The 16,171-nt window shown below is 70.3% G+C and carries 14 protein-coding genes; 2 read left to right on the top strand and 12 right to left on the bottom strand.

The features are described from left to right. The first annotated feature begins 67 nt into the window (after positions 1-67). Positions 68-1,024 (top strand): GNAT family N-acetyltransferase, encoded by a 957-nt coding sequence (locus ACWEIJ_RS12780; RefSeq protein ID WP_449837293.1) that lies wholly within the window; start codon positions 68-70, stop codon positions 1,022-1,024. A gap of 309 nt (positions 1,025-1,333) precedes the next feature. Here the strand turns inward: ACWEIJ_RS12780 and ACWEIJ_RS12775 are convergent, their stop codons facing one another. Continuing rightward, complete coding sequence (locus ACWEIJ_RS12775) at positions 1,334-1,693, bottom strand: VOC family protein (protein WP_449837292.1); 360 nt, start codon at positions 1,691-1,693, stop codon at positions 1,334-1,336. 122 nt (positions 1,694-1,815) lie between these two features. Between ACWEIJ_RS12775 and ACWEIJ_RS12770 the strand changes: the two genes are divergently transcribed. Continuing rightward, a complete protein-coding gene (locus ACWEIJ_RS12770) occupies positions 1,816-3,558 on the top strand; it encodes a proline--tRNA ligase (protein ID WP_449837291.1) in 1,743 nt (580 codons plus the stop codon). Between the two features lie 62 nt (positions 3,559-3,620). Here ACWEIJ_RS12770 and ACWEIJ_RS12765 read toward each other — a convergent pair whose 3' ends face one another. The 11 genes from ACWEIJ_RS12765 to ACWEIJ_RS12715 form a co-directional block, all read right to left on the bottom strand. Beyond that, positions 3,621-4,526, bottom strand: coding sequence for a ricin-type beta-trefoil lectin domain protein (locus ACWEIJ_RS12765; RefSeq protein WP_449837290.1), 906 nt, complete (start codon positions 4,524-4,526; stop codon positions 3,621-3,623). Between the two features lie 82 nt (positions 4,527-4,608). Then, positions 4,609-5,817: a uroporphyrinogen-III C-methyltransferase gene (cobA, locus tag ACWEIJ_RS12760; protein ID WP_449837289.1), complete on the bottom strand. Its 1,209-nt coding sequence runs from the start codon at positions 5,815-5,817 to the stop codon at positions 4,609-4,611. A 51-nt stretch (positions 5,818-5,868) separates the two neighbouring features. Then, positions 5,869-6,582 carry a PIG-L deacetylase family protein gene (locus tag ACWEIJ_RS12755; RefSeq protein WP_449837288.1) on the bottom strand — a complete coding sequence of 238 codons (714 nt, stop codon included), beginning with the start codon at positions 6,580-6,582 and terminating at the stop codon, positions 5,869-5,871. Between the two features lie 131 nt (positions 6,583-6,713). After that, on the bottom strand, positions 6,714-7,490 hold the full coding sequence (locus ACWEIJ_RS12750) for a S1 family peptidase (protein ID WP_449837287.1): 777 nt from the start codon (positions 7,488-7,490) through the stop codon (positions 6,714-6,716). A 124-nt stretch (positions 7,491-7,614) separates the two neighbouring features. After that, entirely contained in the window at positions 7,615-8,988 is a 1,374-nt protein-coding gene (locus ACWEIJ_RS12745) for a M4 family metallopeptidase (RefSeq protein WP_449837286.1), read from the bottom strand. 103 nt (positions 8,989-9,091) lie between these two features. Continuing rightward, positions 9,092-10,348, bottom strand: coding sequence for a cobalamin biosynthesis protein (locus tag ACWEIJ_RS12740; RefSeq protein WP_449837285.1), 1,257 nt, complete (start codon positions 10,346-10,348; stop codon positions 9,092-9,094). After that, on the bottom strand, positions 10,345-11,166 hold the full coding sequence (locus tag ACWEIJ_RS12735) for a hypothetical protein (RefSeq protein ID WP_449837284.1): 822 nt from the start codon (positions 11,164-11,166) through the stop codon (positions 10,345-10,347). The genes ACWEIJ_RS12740 and ACWEIJ_RS12735 overlap by 4 nt, the downstream gene beginning before the upstream one ends. Then, positions 11,166-12,194 (bottom strand): cobalt-precorrin-4/precorrin-4 C(11)-methyltransferase, encoded by a 1,029-nt coding sequence (locus ACWEIJ_RS12730; RefSeq protein ID WP_449837283.1) that lies wholly within the window; start codon positions 12,192-12,194, stop codon positions 11,166-11,168. Before ACWEIJ_RS12730 ends, ACWEIJ_RS12735 begins: the two co-directional genes overlap by 1 nt. A 29-nt stretch (positions 12,195-12,223) precedes the next feature. After that, positions 12,224-13,600: a cobyrinate a,c-diamide synthase gene (locus ACWEIJ_RS12725; RefSeq protein ID WP_449837282.1), complete on the bottom strand. Its 1,377-nt coding sequence runs from the start codon at positions 13,598-13,600 to the stop codon at positions 12,224-12,226. Between the two features lie 7 nt (positions 13,601-13,607). After that, positions 13,608-14,222 (bottom strand): cob(I)yrinic acid a,c-diamide adenosyltransferase, encoded by a 615-nt coding sequence (gene cobO, locus ACWEIJ_RS12720; protein ID WP_449837281.1) that lies wholly within the window; start codon positions 14,220-14,222, stop codon positions 13,608-13,610. 12 nt (positions 14,223-14,234) lie between these two features. Next, entirely contained in the window at positions 14,235-16,136 is a 1,902-nt protein-coding gene (locus ACWEIJ_RS12715) for a putative cobaltochelatase (protein WP_449837280.1), read from the bottom strand. Positions 16,137-16,171 lie beyond the last annotated feature (35 nt).

Raw genomic sequence — 16,171 nt, 5'->3', positions numbered from 1 at the left:
GCTTTTGCTGTCCGGGCAACGCGATATTCAGTTGTTGGGCCCATCACCTCCCCGTAGCTTCGATTGCGTGCAACTCGTGTGGCGCTCGCTCACAACGGCGGACATCCCCGCCGTGACAGCGCTGTACACGACGGCCGAGGCCGTCGACGACACCGGCGAACTCCTGTCCGAAGAGGACTTCGCCGAACAGTTCGCCGAGACCGACCTGCCCGGCGGGTCGCTGGCCGTGTTCGCGGACGGCGTGCTCTGCGCCTACGGCCTCGTGGCGCTGCGCGACAATCCCGTTGGCACACACCGCGTTCGGCTCGACGGCGCGGTGCACCCCTCGTACCGCCGCAACGGCATCGGACGACAGTTGTTGCCCCGCCTCGTCGCGTTGGCACGAGAGCTGCACACCGCACGTCACCCAGGCCTGCCGCTGGTGGCGAACACCATGGTCGAGAGCCGCTCGGCCGGGCACGTCGCACTGGTCAAGTCGCTCGGCTTCAGCGCCGACCGCCACTTCTACAACCTGGAGGTGGCGCTGGGCGAGTCACTCGCCCAGGTCCCGACCCCGCACGGCTACGAGATCGTGCCGTTCTCCGCGACTCGTGACGAAGAGGTCCGCCAGGTGTGCAACGCGGCGTTCGCCGCACACTGGGGTTCGGTCGAGCGCAGCCCTCAGGAGTGGGCGGCGTCCTTCACCAACAGCAAGCGGTTCGTTCCGGAGACCTCCTTCCTGGCGTTGAAGGACGACGCCGTGGTCGGTTTCGTGCTCGCCCGGCACTACCCGGTCGTCGAGGAGACGACCGGCGTCCGCGAACTGTGGATCGGGGACGTCGGCACCCTCGCCGAGCACCGCGGGCGCGGGGTGGCCGCCGCGCTGCTGAGCCGGACGCTGGTTCGGGGCAGGGCGCAGGGTTACCGGCGTGCCGGGCTGTCAGTGGACACGGCCAACTCGACCCGTGCGCTGAGTGTGTACGAGCGCGCTGGGTTCGGGGTGGCGCGGACCTGGGTCGACTACGGGTTGCCGGTGGAGCTTTAACGGCTCCTCGCCCGCCCGGCCCTGGCTTGAGCCGCACGCTGACTCAGGCCAAAGCACAGGGCTAGCGGTGCACCGGACCGCCCGTGGACACGGCCAACCCGGCCCGCCCGCTCGGCGTGCACGAACGCGCTGGGTTCGGGATGGCACGAACCAGGGTCGACCGCGGGCTACCGGCAGAGCTTTCAGGGCCACAGGCACGCCCGACCGACCACGGGACACGACCAACCCGACCCGCGCGCTCGGCGTGCACGAACGCACCGGATGCGAGACGGCGCGAACCTGGATCGGCCACGCCCTACCGGCAGGGCTTCAGAGCTCCTCGCCCGCCTGGCCGACGCAGAACTCGTTGCCGTCCGGGTCGGCCAGCACCGACCAGACGAGGCCGGGAATGCTGTGCACCGCGACCTCGGTGGCGCCGAGCCCGACGAGTCTGGCCACCTCCGCCTTGCGGTCCGGCACGTGCGAGTCGAAGTGGACGCGGTTCTTGCCCGGTGTGGGGTCCGGGACCTGCTGGAGGCCTAATGCCACGCCGTGCTCGGTGGTGGGCGCGAGGACGATGAACTCGCCCCAGTCGCCCTGCACGGTCGTGTTCAGGGCGGCCGTCCAGAACTCCGCGAGCTTGCGCGCGTCGCCGGTGTCGATGGTGATCATGGCAATCGTCAGGGACATGGGGCGGACGCTACCCAGGGGGTCTGACACTTTTGGTTTGCGCAGGTCAGATGCCCGCCGACAGGCACCTTCAACCCAACCAGTAGGCTGCTCCGACAGCCCGTGAACGAGGAGTACCCACCGTGATCACCAGGATGTCGTCGCTGTTCCTGCGCACGCTTCGCGAGGACCCGGCCGACGCCGAAGTGCCCAGCCACAAGCTGCTGGTGCGCGCCGGCTACGTCCGCCGCGTCGCGCCGGGCGGGTACTCCTGGCTGCCGCTGGGGTTGCGGGTGCTGCGCAACATCGAGGCCGTCGTCCGCGAGGAGATGGACGCGTTCGGCGCGCAGGAGATCCAGTTCCCCGCCCTGCTGCCCAAGGAGCCCTACGAGGCGACCAACCGGTGGGAGGAGTACGGGCCCAACATCTTCCGGCTCAAGGACCGCAAGGGCGCCGACTACCTGCTCGGGCCCACCCACGAGGAGCTGTTCACGCTCACCGTGAAGGGCGAGTACAGCTCGTACAAGGACTACCCCGTCACGCTGTACCAGATCCAGACCAAGTACCGCGACGAGGCGCGTCCCCGTGCGGGCATCCTGCGCGGCCGCGAGTTCCTGATGAAGGACTCGTACTCGTTCGACCTGACCGACGAGGGGCTGAGCAAGTCCTACCAGGACCACCGCGACGCCTACATCCGCATCTTCGACCGGCTCGGCCTGGAGTACGTGGTCGTGTCGGCGACGTCCGGTGCGATGGGCGGCAGTGCGTCCGAGGAGTTCCTGGCCGTCGCCGAGACGGGTGAGGACACCTTCGTCCGCAGCACCGAGTCCGGTTACGCGGCGAACGTCGAGGCCGTCACGACGCCCGCGCCGCCCGCGCAGTCGATCGACGACAAGCCCGCCGCGCAGGTGCACCACACGCCGAACACGCCCACCATCGAGTCGCTGGTCGACTTCCTCAACGCCAGCACCGACCGCAAGTTCACCGCGGCCGACACGTTGAAGAACGTCCTGGTGAAGCTCCGGCACCCCGGCAAGGACTGGGAGCTGCTGGCGGTGGCCGTGCCCGGTGACCGCGAGGTGGACTTCAAGCGCCTGGAGGCGGCGCTGGAGCCCGCCGAGGTCGCGATGGTCGACGAGGCGGACTTCGCCAAGAACTCGTTCCTGGTCAAGGGTTACATCGGTCCGGGCGCCCTGCAGGCCAACGGCGTCCGCTACCTCGCCGACCCCCGCGTCGTCACGGGCACCGCGTGGGTGACCGGCGCCGACAAGGCCGACCACCACGTCGTCGACCTCGTGGCGGGCCGCGACTTCACGCCCGACGGCGTCATCGACGTCGCCGAGGTCCGCGAGGGCGACCCCTCGCCGGACGGCAAGGGCGTGCTGGTCGCCGCGCGCGGCATCGAGATCGGCCACATCTTCCAGCTGGGCCGCAAGTACGCCGACGCGTTCTCGCTCGACGCGCTCGGCCCGGACTCGAAGCCCGTCCGCATCACCATGGGCTCGTACGGCATCGGCGTCTCGCGCCTCGTCGCGGCGATCGCCGAGCAGTCGCACGACGAGCGCGGCCTGATCTGGCCCCGCAACGTCGCGCCGGCCGACGTCCACATCGTCGTCGCGGGCAAGGACGAGACGCTCGTCGAGGCCGGCGAGGACTTCGCGAAGCAGCTGAGCGGCAAGGGGCTCAAGGTCCTGCTGGACGACCGCAAGGCGAGCCCCGGCGTGAAGTTCGCCGACGCCGAGCTGGTGGGCATCCCGACGATCCTGGTGATCGGCCGCGGCCTCAAGGACGGCACCGTCGAGGTCAAGGACCGTCGTTCCGGTGACCGCGTCGAGGTCCCGGTCGCCGAGGCCGTCGACCACCTGGTCGGCGTCGTCAAGGGCTGACAAGGAGAAAGGCCGCTTCCCCCGCAGCAAAAAGGGGGGAAGCGGCCTTTTTCACGCCCTGGTCACTTCTCGGCGGCTGCCTTGAAGTCCCACTTGGCCACGTCGCCGGAACACGACGCCGCGGTGACCTTGCCCGAGGCGTCCCGGTAGCACTTGGTGTTGTACTGCATGTCCGAGATGGTCTTGTTCGGGTTGATGGACCACTGCTGGGCCGGACCGCCGTCGCACTTCTTCAGCAGCACCTTGCCCGACGACAGCGTGGTGCACAGCTGGGGCGAGCCCTGCTCCATGAAGGCGCCGTGGAACTTGAACTGCTGCGCGGCGGAACCGTTGCAGGTGGCCGTGGTGAGCTGCGAGCCGGACGCGCCGCCCTGCAGGCACTTGCCGGTCGAGACGTTCTTGTACTCACCGTTGGTGGTCTTGGGCTTCGCACCGCCGTAGCACTCGCCCGTGGACGTGTTGAAGATCGGCGTGGGGTCGACGGTGAGGTTCGACGGCGGGTTGAGGATGGTCTCCTCCATCACGGGCTTGCCGTCGTCGTGGTAGTTCGTCAGGGCGTCTTCGCAGTCGATGGCGTTCATGGCGTTGCCGCCCTTGCCGCCGATCCAGGCGTCGAAGTGCCACAGCTTCGGGCCGCCGTTGGGGCCGTTGCCGTTCCAGTCCTGCTCACAGGAAGAACAGCCGTCCTCCATGATGAAGTACTTCTTCACGCGCGGGAAGTAGATCTTGGTGCCCGGCTTGGCTTCCTTGCTGGAGGTCGCGAACGTGATCGGGTCGGACCAGGTGCCCTTGCCGCCGGCCGTGTCGTGGATCTTCGGGTAGGCGATGTCACCGCCTGGCGGGGTGTTGTCGTACCAGCCGTAGAAGGTCCAGAAGACCTGTTGGGATGCGGCGCTCGCGGGTGATGAAGCGAACAAACCGGACATCATGAGCAGGATGCCTGCCGCCACAGACAGGGCGCGTTTCATGCGTGCCTCCGCAAGAACCGGTGGACTTAGGCGGCGTGCATGCAGAGTCCACCGGCCGAGCGGTTTTTGTAAAGAAACTTATCTAACTATTTGCAGGAGCAATGTCCGCGACCGGGCCGACGACGATGATGGCCGGGGGACGGACTTCCCAGCGCTTCACGTCGGCGCCCAGGGAGTCCAAAGTGGACCGGAAAACGCGCTGGGCCGCCGTGGCGCCCTCCTGGATCACGGCCACGGGCGTGGACCCTGGACGGCCTTCCATGAGAGCAGAAGCGAAGGCACCGGCTCGTTCGACGGCCATCATCAACACGACGGTGCCCTGCAGGCGTGCGATGGCCGGCCAGTCCACGAGAGAGCGCGGGTCATCGGGTGCGACGTGACCGGACACCACCACGACCTCGTGCGCCACGCCTCGGTGCGTCACGGGCACACCTGCCAATGCGGGCACACCGAACGCCGACGTCACGCCCGGCACCACGGTCACGGGGATGCCGGCCTCGGCGCACGCCAGCAGCTCCTCGAAGCCGCGGCCGAAGACGTACGGGTCGCCGCCCTTCAACCGGACGACGAACTTGCCCTCCTTGGCGCGGTCGATCAGCGTCTGGTTGATGAACTCCTGCGTGGCCGCACGGCCGTAGGGGATCTTCGCGGCGTCGACGACCTCGACGTGCGCGGGCAGCTCCTCCAGCAGCTCACGCGGAGCCAGCCGGTCGGCGACGACGACGTCCGCGTGGGCCAGCAAACGCTTGCCCTTCACGGTGATCAGCTCGGCGTCGCCGGGTCCGCCACCCACCAGGGCGACACCGACCGGTGCCGCGGCCTGGTCCGCGATTCGGCCGTCCCGCAACGCCGCCACGAGCCCGTCGCGAACCGAAGCGGAACGACGGTGCTCGCCACCTGCCAGCACACCGAGCACAAGACCGTCGTGCGTGCCCACGGCCGGTGTGACGGCCGTGCCCTCGACCGCGAGGTCCGCGCGCACGCAGAACACACGGTGCGCAAGCGCCTCTTCGCCGATCTGCGTGTTGACCTCGACGTTGGACGTGCACGCCACCACGTACCACGCGCCCTCGACGTCACCGGGCTGGAAGCGCCGTTGATGCCATGTCAGCTCCCCCGCGTCGACCATGCCCTGCACGGCGGGGGTGACGGACGGCGACACGAGCTCGACGGCGGCGCCGGACGCGATCAGGCGGGGCAGGCGGCGCTGGGCGACCGTGCCTCCGCCGACCACGAGGACGCGCCGGCCCCGCAGATCGAGGCCGGCCAGGTAGTGCTGTTCAAAGGGCATGCGTAGAAGCATCCACACCGGACCCGTCGTGTCCACCCGAAGGGAACATGGTCACACCTGCAGCATCTCGAACGAGGTGGCCAGGCCACCGCCGAACCGCTGCCCCACCGCCTGCGCGGCGCCGCGCAGGAACGCGTCGGGATCCGCCATGTGGCCGCTCAGCGCCGCCAGATACGCCTTGTGCGCACGTAGAGATGCCACCGCAGCGTCGAACGAGTCGCTGATGTCCACGGCGTGCGTCGACAACGGCGAGGATGCCGCCGCCACGTACTTGACGCCGTTCCACGGCTCCAGGCCCAGGTCCTGGAAGATCCACCGATTGGCCGCATCGCGCACGGCGTCCACGGCCGCACGGCCGACCGCGATGTGGTCTGCCTGGTTCCACGCGCCGCCCGGCCACGTGTCGCGGAAGTTGCTGACGATCACGAACTCGGGCCGGTGCCGCCGGATCGCCGCCGCGATGTCACGCCGCAACGGCACCCCGTACTCGATGAGCCCGTCCTGGTGGTCCAGGAACTCGACCTCGGACACGCCCACCGCGGCGCACGACGCGATCTGCTCCTCGACGCGCAACGGTCCGGCGACCGACGGTTCCATCGTGTCGATGCCCGCCTCACCACGGCACGCCAGCACGTACACGACTTTCTTGCCCTGGGCGGTCCACCGCGCGACGGCACCCGCACCGCCGTACTCCATGTCATCCGGATGAGCGACGACGACCAGCGCGTTCGACCAGTCCTCCGGCACCGCTTCGAGATCAGCCATGCCCCGCAGGATGCGCGAGAACGTGCGCACGTTGCAACCGATGCACCCGCCGACGAATCGACGAAGGGCCACCACACCGTGTGCTGAGCATCGGTGTGGTGGCCCGTCAGGCGTCCACTGTGTACTAAGCGCTAGAGCTGGGCGGTGATGACCGAGTAGTACGGCGCGATCCGGCCGTAGACGCCGGGGTAGCCGGCCGCCGCACAGCCCTGGCCCCACGAGGTGTCACCGATGAGCTTGCCACCGAACACCAGCGGGCCACCGGAGTCGCCCTGGCAGGTGTCCACGCCACCCTGGGGGAAGCCGGCGCACACCATCGAGGTGTTGCTGTACTGCGAGTACGCGGACTTGCAGGTCGCGTCCGAGGTCAGCGGCACGTTGGCCTTCAGCAGGTACCGCGAGGCGGAACCGCCCGACGACGTGGTGCCCCAGCCGAGGATGAGCGCGGAGTTGCCCGCCGCGTACAGCGCGGTGTCGGCGGGGGTCGCGAGCGGCAGGGTGGCCGAGCTGATGTTGCGGTCCAGCGTCAGCACGGCGACGTCGTAGCCGGCGGTCGCGGTGGTGTAGCTCGGGTGGATCCAGATCTTGGTCACGTTGGCCGTGGTGCCGGCGGTGCTCTGCTTGTCGTCACGGCCGTGGACGACGCGCGTGCTGGCGGGCGTACGGCCCTTGGCGCAGTGTGCGGCGGTGACGACCTTGTTGGCCTTCACGAGCGTGCCGCCGCAGAACTGGAAATTGGCGGTCGTCGTCAGCATGACGACCCACGGATAGGTCGAGGTGCTGGCCCGCGTGCCACCGACGATCATCGGCGACACGTCGTCGGCGTTGGCTGCGGGTGCGGTGAAGAAGATGCTCGCGAGAGCGGACACCACGACGGACACGATCAGGCGATGCAGGGTTTTCGCCATGTTGCCAGTCCTTCCCGATGACGCTGTGTGTGCAGGGTGTCAAGCGGCGGCACACACAGCGTCACGGGTGGAGATTCGGCGGCATAACCGCCATTAGTCGGGCATGTCCGACTTCACAGTTGACCTAGGCGATGATTTTGCGTGCCTGGAACGCGGCCGCAACCGCGGCGGCATCCGCGTCACCGTAGAGCTTCTTGGCCGTGGCAACGGTCGCGTTCGCGGCCGCCTTGAAGTCGGTCGCCGGCGAGTAGGAGAACTGCGCCTCCAGCACGATCTTCGCGGCCTTCTCCCGGCCGAACGCCTTGTAGATGTCGTACAGGGCGCGCGACCAGATCTCACCGTCGTCGTGCACCTCGCCGGTCTTGTCGGCGATCGTCTTGTTGGTGTCCGTGCGGCGGATGCAGTGCGGCGTCGTGGTCGTGTAGGCCGTCGAGTCCCAGTCCATGACGCACGCCAGCGGGGTCGTGGCCGTGTCCTTCGAGTCGCGGGAGGACATGATCATCGCCCACCAGTCGCCGAAGCCCTCACCGATCGCGCCGCCCTCCTCGGTCGAGCCGAAGCCCGGCACCTGGGCGTCCTGGATCGCGTGGCCGAGCTCGTGCCACACCACCTCGAGGTCCTCGGCGTCGTCCACCCCACCGGTGCCGAACGTGATCTGGTCCTTCGACGGGTCGTAGAACGAGTTGTCGTCGGTCAGGCCGACCGTGGTGATCTTCTGCGACTCGTTGTTGACGTTCTTGAAGCCGAGGCTCTGGATGTACTTCTGGGCCTCCGTCACGCCCCAGTAGGCGTTCGTCTGCTCGAAGTACGGGTTGTGCCTGGTGTACTCGAACTTCCTGGTCTTGCTGTAGGCCAGCTTGCTCTTCGCACCCGTCACCTGGGCGTAGTCGCCCTTGAGGTACCCGGAGCTGTCCAGGTTGGACAGCGTCACCGACTTGTACGCGGTGGACGGCACGGCCGAGTCGGCGTCGTTGTTGTCCTTGAGGTTCTCGTTCTGCAGCGCCACGACGGGGTTCGGGCTGAACACCTTGCCGGTGCCGTCGTAGTGCTTGACCAGGCTCTCCGACTTCACGACGGCGCCGGTCTCCGCGTGCACCAGGGTGCGCTCGGATCCCTTGCCGTTGTCGGAGATCACCTCGTAGACGAGGCCGGTGCCGGGCAGCACCTTGAGGTTCGCGCCTTCCGGCACACCGGCGGACTTGGTCTTGGCGTCCTCGGCGGTGACGGCGGGCGTGACGTCGACCGAACCGACGGCGATGCGACCGTCGTCCACGGTCTTCACGCCGGTCGCCTTGTCGACGTGCTCGACGTAGTAGGCGCCCAGCACGGGCTTTCCGTCGTAGGTCTGCTCGTACCAGGTGTGCGTGGCGGTCAGCGAGTCGCGGACGGCCAGCAGGCGCAGGCCCTCCTTGGGAGCGGCGGCCTGAGCGTTGATCGTCAGCAGGGACAGTGCGACGCCGGCGGTGCAGGCGACAGCGACGAGACGACGGGATCTCATGTCGGTCTCCAGAGCATCGGGCCCGTGGCAGGGATTGGGCCGTGTGCGCGGGGACGCTAATCAAGAAATCTTCGTCAGAGACCCTACGAAAGGAGGAAAACTGTCAGTGTTCCCATACTCCGGGAACAACAATTACGTCGGCTTCGACCGGATTGTCCAACGTTGGCCCGGTTCCGAAAGCGACGAACGCGACCGCCGCACCCAGCGCGGCCAGATCGCACGCGCCCTCGTACCGGATCTCCGTACCGGACCGCAGAATGGGCGAGACCGCGTCGATCGCCTCCGGGGTGCCCACCACGAACGCGGCCCGCCGGATCTCCGCCTCCGCACGCGGGGTGCGTTCCTCCGCGGCGCCCGGTCCCAGTCCGACCAGCGCGAGGCGGCCGCGCGGCAGCACCCGTGCCGCGGCCACGGTCACGTTGTCCCGCTTGAACTTCTCGGCCGCCAGCTCGATCCGGCCGCCGTGCCCGATGCTCCGCGCGCCGAGCAACGCCGCCGCTTCCGCCACGCTCGCGGTGCCCATCGAGTTGCGTACCACCGAGCTCGGGTTCGGCACGCCGATCCCGGCCAGCTGCTCGGTCGGGAACGTCAGCAGCTCGGCCGTGTCGCCGTGCCAGAAACCCCAGTCCTCCACCGCGTCCACGATGCCGGGCTCGTCCGCCTTGGCGTCCGCGGTCGCGAAAGCCTTGATGGCACGCAGGTCCAGGCCGCCCTGCGCGTCCAGTTCGGCCAACGCGGCGCCCACGCTCGTGGCGGACGCACCACGCGTCGAGCCCACGCCGACGACGAGCGTGCGCGGGACGATCCGCAGCACGTTGTCCTTGGTGGCGGCCGCCCGGTCGTCGATGACGATCATCCAGGTCGCGTCCTCGCCCGCGCCCACGACGTTCGGCGGCAGGGCGGGCAGCGGGAAGCCCAGCGGGTTGCGCAGCACGACCTTCTCGCCCGCCTCGATGGCGGCGGCGCAGGCCTCGACGTTGCCGTCGGCGGTGGCGTCGAGCTGCTCGACCAGCTCGTCCAGCACCGAGTCGATCGACGGGCCGCCCGTCACGACGGCCGTGCGGTTGAGCGCGTCGGCGACGTGGCGGGCGAACGCGTCGGCGTCGCCGGCCAGTGCCACGACGAAGTGCGCGTCCACGCACACCACGGCCGGGTCGGATCGCCTGTCCCGCAACAGGGGTGCGATCAACCGGACCGCCGAACCCGCGTCCAGGAACAGCACCACCGCGCCGAGACGCGGCCACAACCGTTGCACGGCAGGCTTGAGCGGACCGTCCGGCACGACCGCGTCCGCGCCCAGCAGGCCGGCGAGGTCGGCCGCGTCACCGCGCTGCGCCGCACCGGCGAACACACCGATCACTTCTTCGTTCCCCACAACACGGTCACCGGAACCGCCGGAGCGAACCCCGAGTCGAGCAGCCGGGAGGCGGTCCAGTGCACGCCTTCCACCTCGTACCCGGCGGCCACCAGCGCGTCCCGCGCGGGCACGATCTCGTCCACCCGTTCCGTCACGACGACCACGCGCCGGGCGCTCACCGCCGCGGACGCCTTGACCTCGGCCAGCCGGCCCCGTCCGACGAACACGGAGTCCGGGCGGGGCAACGACGCCGTGTCCAGCTCCGCTTCCTCGACCCGCACGTCGACGCCGTGCGCGGACGCGTTCGCGATGATCCGCACGCACTGCACGGGATCGGGCTCGACCGCGAGCACCGCGGCACCCAGGCGGGCGCACTCCACGGCCACCGCGCCGGAACCGGCCAGCACGTCCCACACCAGCACGCCGGGCCGCGGGGCGAGCCGTGCCAGCACGAACGCCCTGACCTCCGCGCCGAGGACGTGGCTGCGGCTCGCGAACGCGTCGTCCGGCAGCGCCCAGCCGTCGTTCGACGCGAGGAACTCGTTGTCCGCCAAGCACAACACCGCGTCCGGTGCGGTCCAGCGGCGGGTCACCGCGTCACGCGGGTCCACAGTGGTCAGCTCACCGGAGTCCGACACGATCAGCGTGCGGCGCCAGCCCGCGAGACCGGCGCCGATCTCGGCCGGTCCGATGCCCTCGGCCAGCTCGACGATCACGGCGGAACGGGCGCGGCAGACGTTCAGCGCGGGACGCAGGCCGTCCGCCGCGTCGACGGTCTCGACGGGGCGTCCGGCTGCTTCCCGCAGCTTCTGCAGCGACATCAGTTCGTGGTGCGCTTCGGCTTACGCGCGGCGGGCTTCTTCTTCGGCGTGGCCGTCGAGGCGCGCACCGTCGGCGGCTTCGGCTTCTCCGCCGCGACGACGGTCAGCTTCGGCTTCGGCGCGGGCTCCTCGGCCGGCTTGCGCACCGACTGCTGTATTTCCTCGACCGCGGTCCACGCCGGGTTCGGCTCCGCGACGGGAGCCGGGGCGGCAGCGGGAATCGGCTCGTCGACCCGCGTCGCGATGCGCGTGGCGGCACGGCGCGACCAGCGCGTCGGGCGGGCGGCGCGGATCGGCTCGTCCACCGACGTCGTGGCCGAGGTGGAGACACGCCGCGTGGGCGCCTTCACCGCCGTGCCGACGAGGAACAGCGTCGGGCGGTACAGCTTGTGCTGCTTCACCACCGACTCCAGCTCGCCGACCGTCGTGTGCACGACCAGTTCGTCGGCCTGGCTCACCTTGTACGCGACGACGACCGGCGTCTCGCGCGTGTAGCCGCCCTGCAGCAGCTTCTCGACGAACTGACCGGTGCGCGCACCCGAGACCGTGGCGGCCATCGTGGTCTGCAGCGCGGCGAACTCGGCGACCAGCTCGCTGCTCTCCGGCGAGATCAGCACGGTCGACGACGCCTCGGTCAGCGTGAGCTCACGGCCGATCCTGGCCGCCGCGGCGGCCACGACGGACACACCCGGCACGACCTCGACCTCAAGGCCGAGACGCACGCACAGGTCGTACTGCTCCTGCACACCACCGCCGGTCGCGGCGTCGCCCGTGTGCAGACGGACGACCGTCTGCCGTGAGGCGGCCGCACGGCGGTACAGGTCCGTGATCTCCTCCGGCGTGACGCGCGAGAAGTCGACCAGGTCGGCGTCGGCGCGGGCGTGCTCGCGCACGCACTCGGCGTCGACCGCGCTGGGGGCCCAGATGACGACGTCGGCTTCCGCGATGCGGCGCGCGCCTCGGAGAGTGATGAGGTCGGCGGCGCCGGGACCGGCACCGACGAAGGAGACCCGACCGGTCGTCGTCACGACAGCTCCACAGGGGTTCGGACTTTGGCTTAGGCGAAGACCGTACCGCCTGCCGCTCCGGCCACGAACGGGTGGCAGGCCCGCACGAACCGGGCTACGGCTTCCGGATCACCTGCCGGGTGCGTGTGGAGGTACGACGCGTGCACTCCGCCCGCCACGAAACCCTCCGCGACCGGCCGGGAGTCGACGCCGCGCCAGTGCCACGCGGGCGGCGCCGAGTGCGGTGTGGACAGCTGGGTCCGGTGGAACTCGTGGCCGGTCACGCGGCTGCCCGCCGGGTGCAGCGGTGAGCCCGCGGACGCGACGGCGTCCCGGTAGCCCAAGGTCAGCTTCGGGGTCATGAACCCGTCGGCGTCGAGCACGCCGCACATCGGGTGCCCGTCGAGCGATCTCGCCAGGTACAGCAACCCGCCGCACTCGGCGTGCACCGGCGCACCCGATCGAGCGAACCGGGCGACCGCGTCGCGCAACTTCACGTTGGCCGACAAGGCTTCCGCGTGCTGCTCGGGAAATCCACCGGGCAGCACGAGCCCCGCGGTGCCCTCCGGCAGGTCGTCGTCGTGCAGCGGGTCGACGACGGCCACGGCCGCCCCCGCCGCCTTGAGGATCTCGACGTGTTCCGCGTAGCCGAACGTGAACGCCGCTCCGCCCGCGACCGCGACCACCGGTTCGCCGGTCACCGGTTCGATCCGGGGCTCCCACGCGGCGACCGCCATCGCCGGCACCGACGCCAGCGCGCGCACCGCCTCTAGATCGACGTGCTTGGCCACAGCGGCGGCGATCGCGTCGACCGCCTGCACCGCCTCCGAGCCGTGCTCCGCCGCCGTGACGAGGCCCAGATGCCTTGAGGGCAGGGAGAACTGCGGGTCCCGGGGCAGCACGCCGAGCACGTCGAGGCCGACCTCGTCGCAGGCCGACCTGAGCACCTGCTCGTGCCGTTCCGACCCGACCTGGTTGAGGATCACGCCGCCGAGCCGGACCGTCGGGTCGTAGCCGCGGAAACCGTGCAGCAGGGCCGCGAGCGACCGGCTCTGGCCGCGCGCGTCCACGACGAACAGCACCGGCGCGTTGATCAGCTTGGCCACGTGCGCGGTCGAGCCGACGCCCGCGGTGTCGACACGGCCGTCGAACAGGCCCATCACACCCTCGACGACCGCGATGTCGCAGCCCCTGGCGCCGTGCGCGAACAGGCCGGGGATGCGGTGCTCGCCGACGAGCACCGGATCCAGGTTGCGGCCGGGACGCCCGGTGGCGAGCGAGTGGTAGCCGGGGTCGATGTAGTCGGGGCCGACCTTGAACGGCGCGACCCGCGACCCGGTGCGGCGCAGCGCGGCCATGAGGCCGGTCGCGACGGTGGTCTTGCCGCTGCCCGAGGCGGGGGCGGCGACGACCAGTCTGTTCACCACCTGGTCCTCACCACTCGATCCCCCGCTGGCCCTTCTGACCGGCGTCCATCGGGTGCTTGACCTTGGTCATCTCCACCACGAGGTCGGCGGCCTCGACGAGCTTCTCGGGCGCGTACCGGCCGGTGATCACGACGTGCTGGTGACCAGGCCGGTTGACCAGCGCCTCGACGACCTCGTCGACGTCGATCCAGCCCCAGTGCAGCGGGTAGGTGAACTCGTCGAGCACGTAGAAGCCGTGGCGTTCGGCCTGCAGCCTGCGCGAGATCTCCTGCCAGCCTTCGAGCGCGGCGGCGGCGTGGTCTTCCTCGGTGCCCTGCTTGCGGGACCACGACCAGCCCTCGCCCATCTTGTGCCACTCGACCGCGCCGCCCTCGCCGGTCTCGTCGTGCAGCCGGCCGAGCGCCTTGAACGCGGACTCCTCGCCGACCTTCCACTTGGCGGACTTCACGAACTGGAACACACCGATGTCCCAGCCCTGGTTCCAGCCGCGCAACGCCATGCCGAACGCGGACGTCGACTTCCCCTTCATCTCACCGGTGTGCAGCATGAGCAACGGCCGGTTGCGGCGCTGGCGCGTCGTCAGGCCGTCCTTCGGCACCTCGGTGGGCTGTCCCTGTGGCACTGCGGTTTCTCCTTATGCGGCGCGGACGACGCCGGCGAGGTGGTCGGCGCTGAGGTGGTCGAGACGGACGCAGGTGCCGTGCAACGCCTCGGCGATCTTCTGGGCGAGGCCGAGCCGGATGTGGCCCTGTTCGCAGTCGACGACCACGACGGCGGTCTGTTCGAGCAGGCCCGCGGCCTTCAGCGCGTCCTTGGTCGGGTCGCCGCCGAGTCCGGACGACGTGGCGCGGCCGTCGGTGAGCAGGACGACCAGCGGGCGCTTGCGCGGGTCCCGCAGCCGTTCGATCTCCAGGATCCGGTGGGCCTTGAGGATGCCGTCCGCGAGGGGCGTGCGGCCGCCGGTGCGCATCTTCTTGAGCCTGGTCGCGGCCGCGTCGACGGAGGTGGTCGGGGGCAGGGCCACCTCGGCGGTCCGGCCGCGGAACGTGACCACGCCGACCTTGTCCCGGCGCTGGTAGGCGTCGCGCAGCAGGGAGACGACCGCGCCGCTGACGGCGGACATCCGCTGGCGCGCGGCCATCGAGCCGGACGCGTCGACGACGAACAGGATGAGGTTGGACTCCTTGCCCTCGCGCACGGCCCTGCGGAGGTCGGCCCCTTCGAGCTTCAGGCCGGGTCCGCTGCGGCCGCGGGCCTGCTGGTGCGGTGCCGCGTTCGCCAGGGTGTCGACCAGGTGCAGGCCACTTCCGTCCACTTTGGACGAACGGACGATCCGGCCGGTGCGGGCGCGGGCCCTGGAACGCTTGCCCGGCGCGCCCTCGCCGACCCCGGGGACCTCCAGCAGCCGAGTCTTGAACGCCGGCGCGGGTTCCGGCGCCGGACGATCTTGAGGCGCGTTGCCGTTGCCCGCCGGGCCTTCCTGCGGTTCGGGCAGCTCGCCGCCACCGGGACCGTCGTCGTCCGGGCCGTCGGGCTCGTCCGCGTGCTCGGCCGCCTGACGCATCGCGTCTTCGAGCTGCTGCTCCTCGATGCCGGGCTCGTCGAACGGGTCGCGGCGGCGCCGGTGCGGCAGCGCGAGCCGGACGGCGGTCTCGATGTCGGCCTCCTCGACCTCCTTCGCACCGCGCCAGGCCGCATGGGCGGTGGCGGCACGGGCGACGACGAGGTCCGCGCGCATGCCGTCGACCTCGAAAGCCGCGCACACGGCCGCGATCCTGCGCAGCTCACCGTCCGGAAGGGACACTCGCGGGAGGTTCGCGCGCGCTTCGGTGATCCGCTGCTTGAGCCCGGCGTCCTCGTCCGCCCACTTCGCGGCGAACGTCACCGGGTCGGCCTCGTAGGCGAGCCGGCGCCGGATCACCTCGGTGCGCACACCGACGTCCCGCGCCGCCTTCACCGCCACGGTCAGCCCGAACCGGTCGAGCAGCTGCGGCCGCAGCTCCCCCTCCTCCGGGTTCATCGTGCCGACCAGCAGGAACTGCGACGGGTGCGACACCGAGACGCCTTCGCGTTCCACGTGGGCCCGCCCCATCGCCGCGGCGTCGAGCAGCAGGTCGACCAGGTGGTCGTGCAGCAGGTTGACCTCGTCGACGTAGAGCACGCCCCGGTGCGCCGCGGCCAGCAACCCGGGCTGGAACGCCCGCACGCCCTCGGTCAGCGCCTTCTCCAGGTCGAGCGACCCGACCAGCCGGTCCTCGGTCGCGCCGACCGGCAGCTCGACGAGCCTGGCCGGCCTGCGCTCGCTGCCGTCGTGCGGCGCGTCCGGGCAGTCCGCCGTGCCCGGCACGCAGCCGAACCGGCAGTTCCTGGAGACGTCCAGCTCGGGCAGCAGCGCGGCCAGGGCCCGCACGATCGTCGACTTCGCGGTCCCCTTCTCGCCGCGCACGAGAACACCGCCGATGCCGGGGTGCACGGCGTTGAGCAGCAGGGCCAGCCGGAGGTCGTCATGTCCGACGACAGCCGAAAACGGGAACATGCTCGGTGAAGTCCTTCCTCGGGTGTCCACGCCCG

Source organism: Lentzea sp. NPDC004789 (assembly GCF_053601075.1).
The sequence above is the reverse complement of the archived record's forward strand: the minus strand, read 5'-3'. Positions and strand labels throughout refer to the sequence as shown.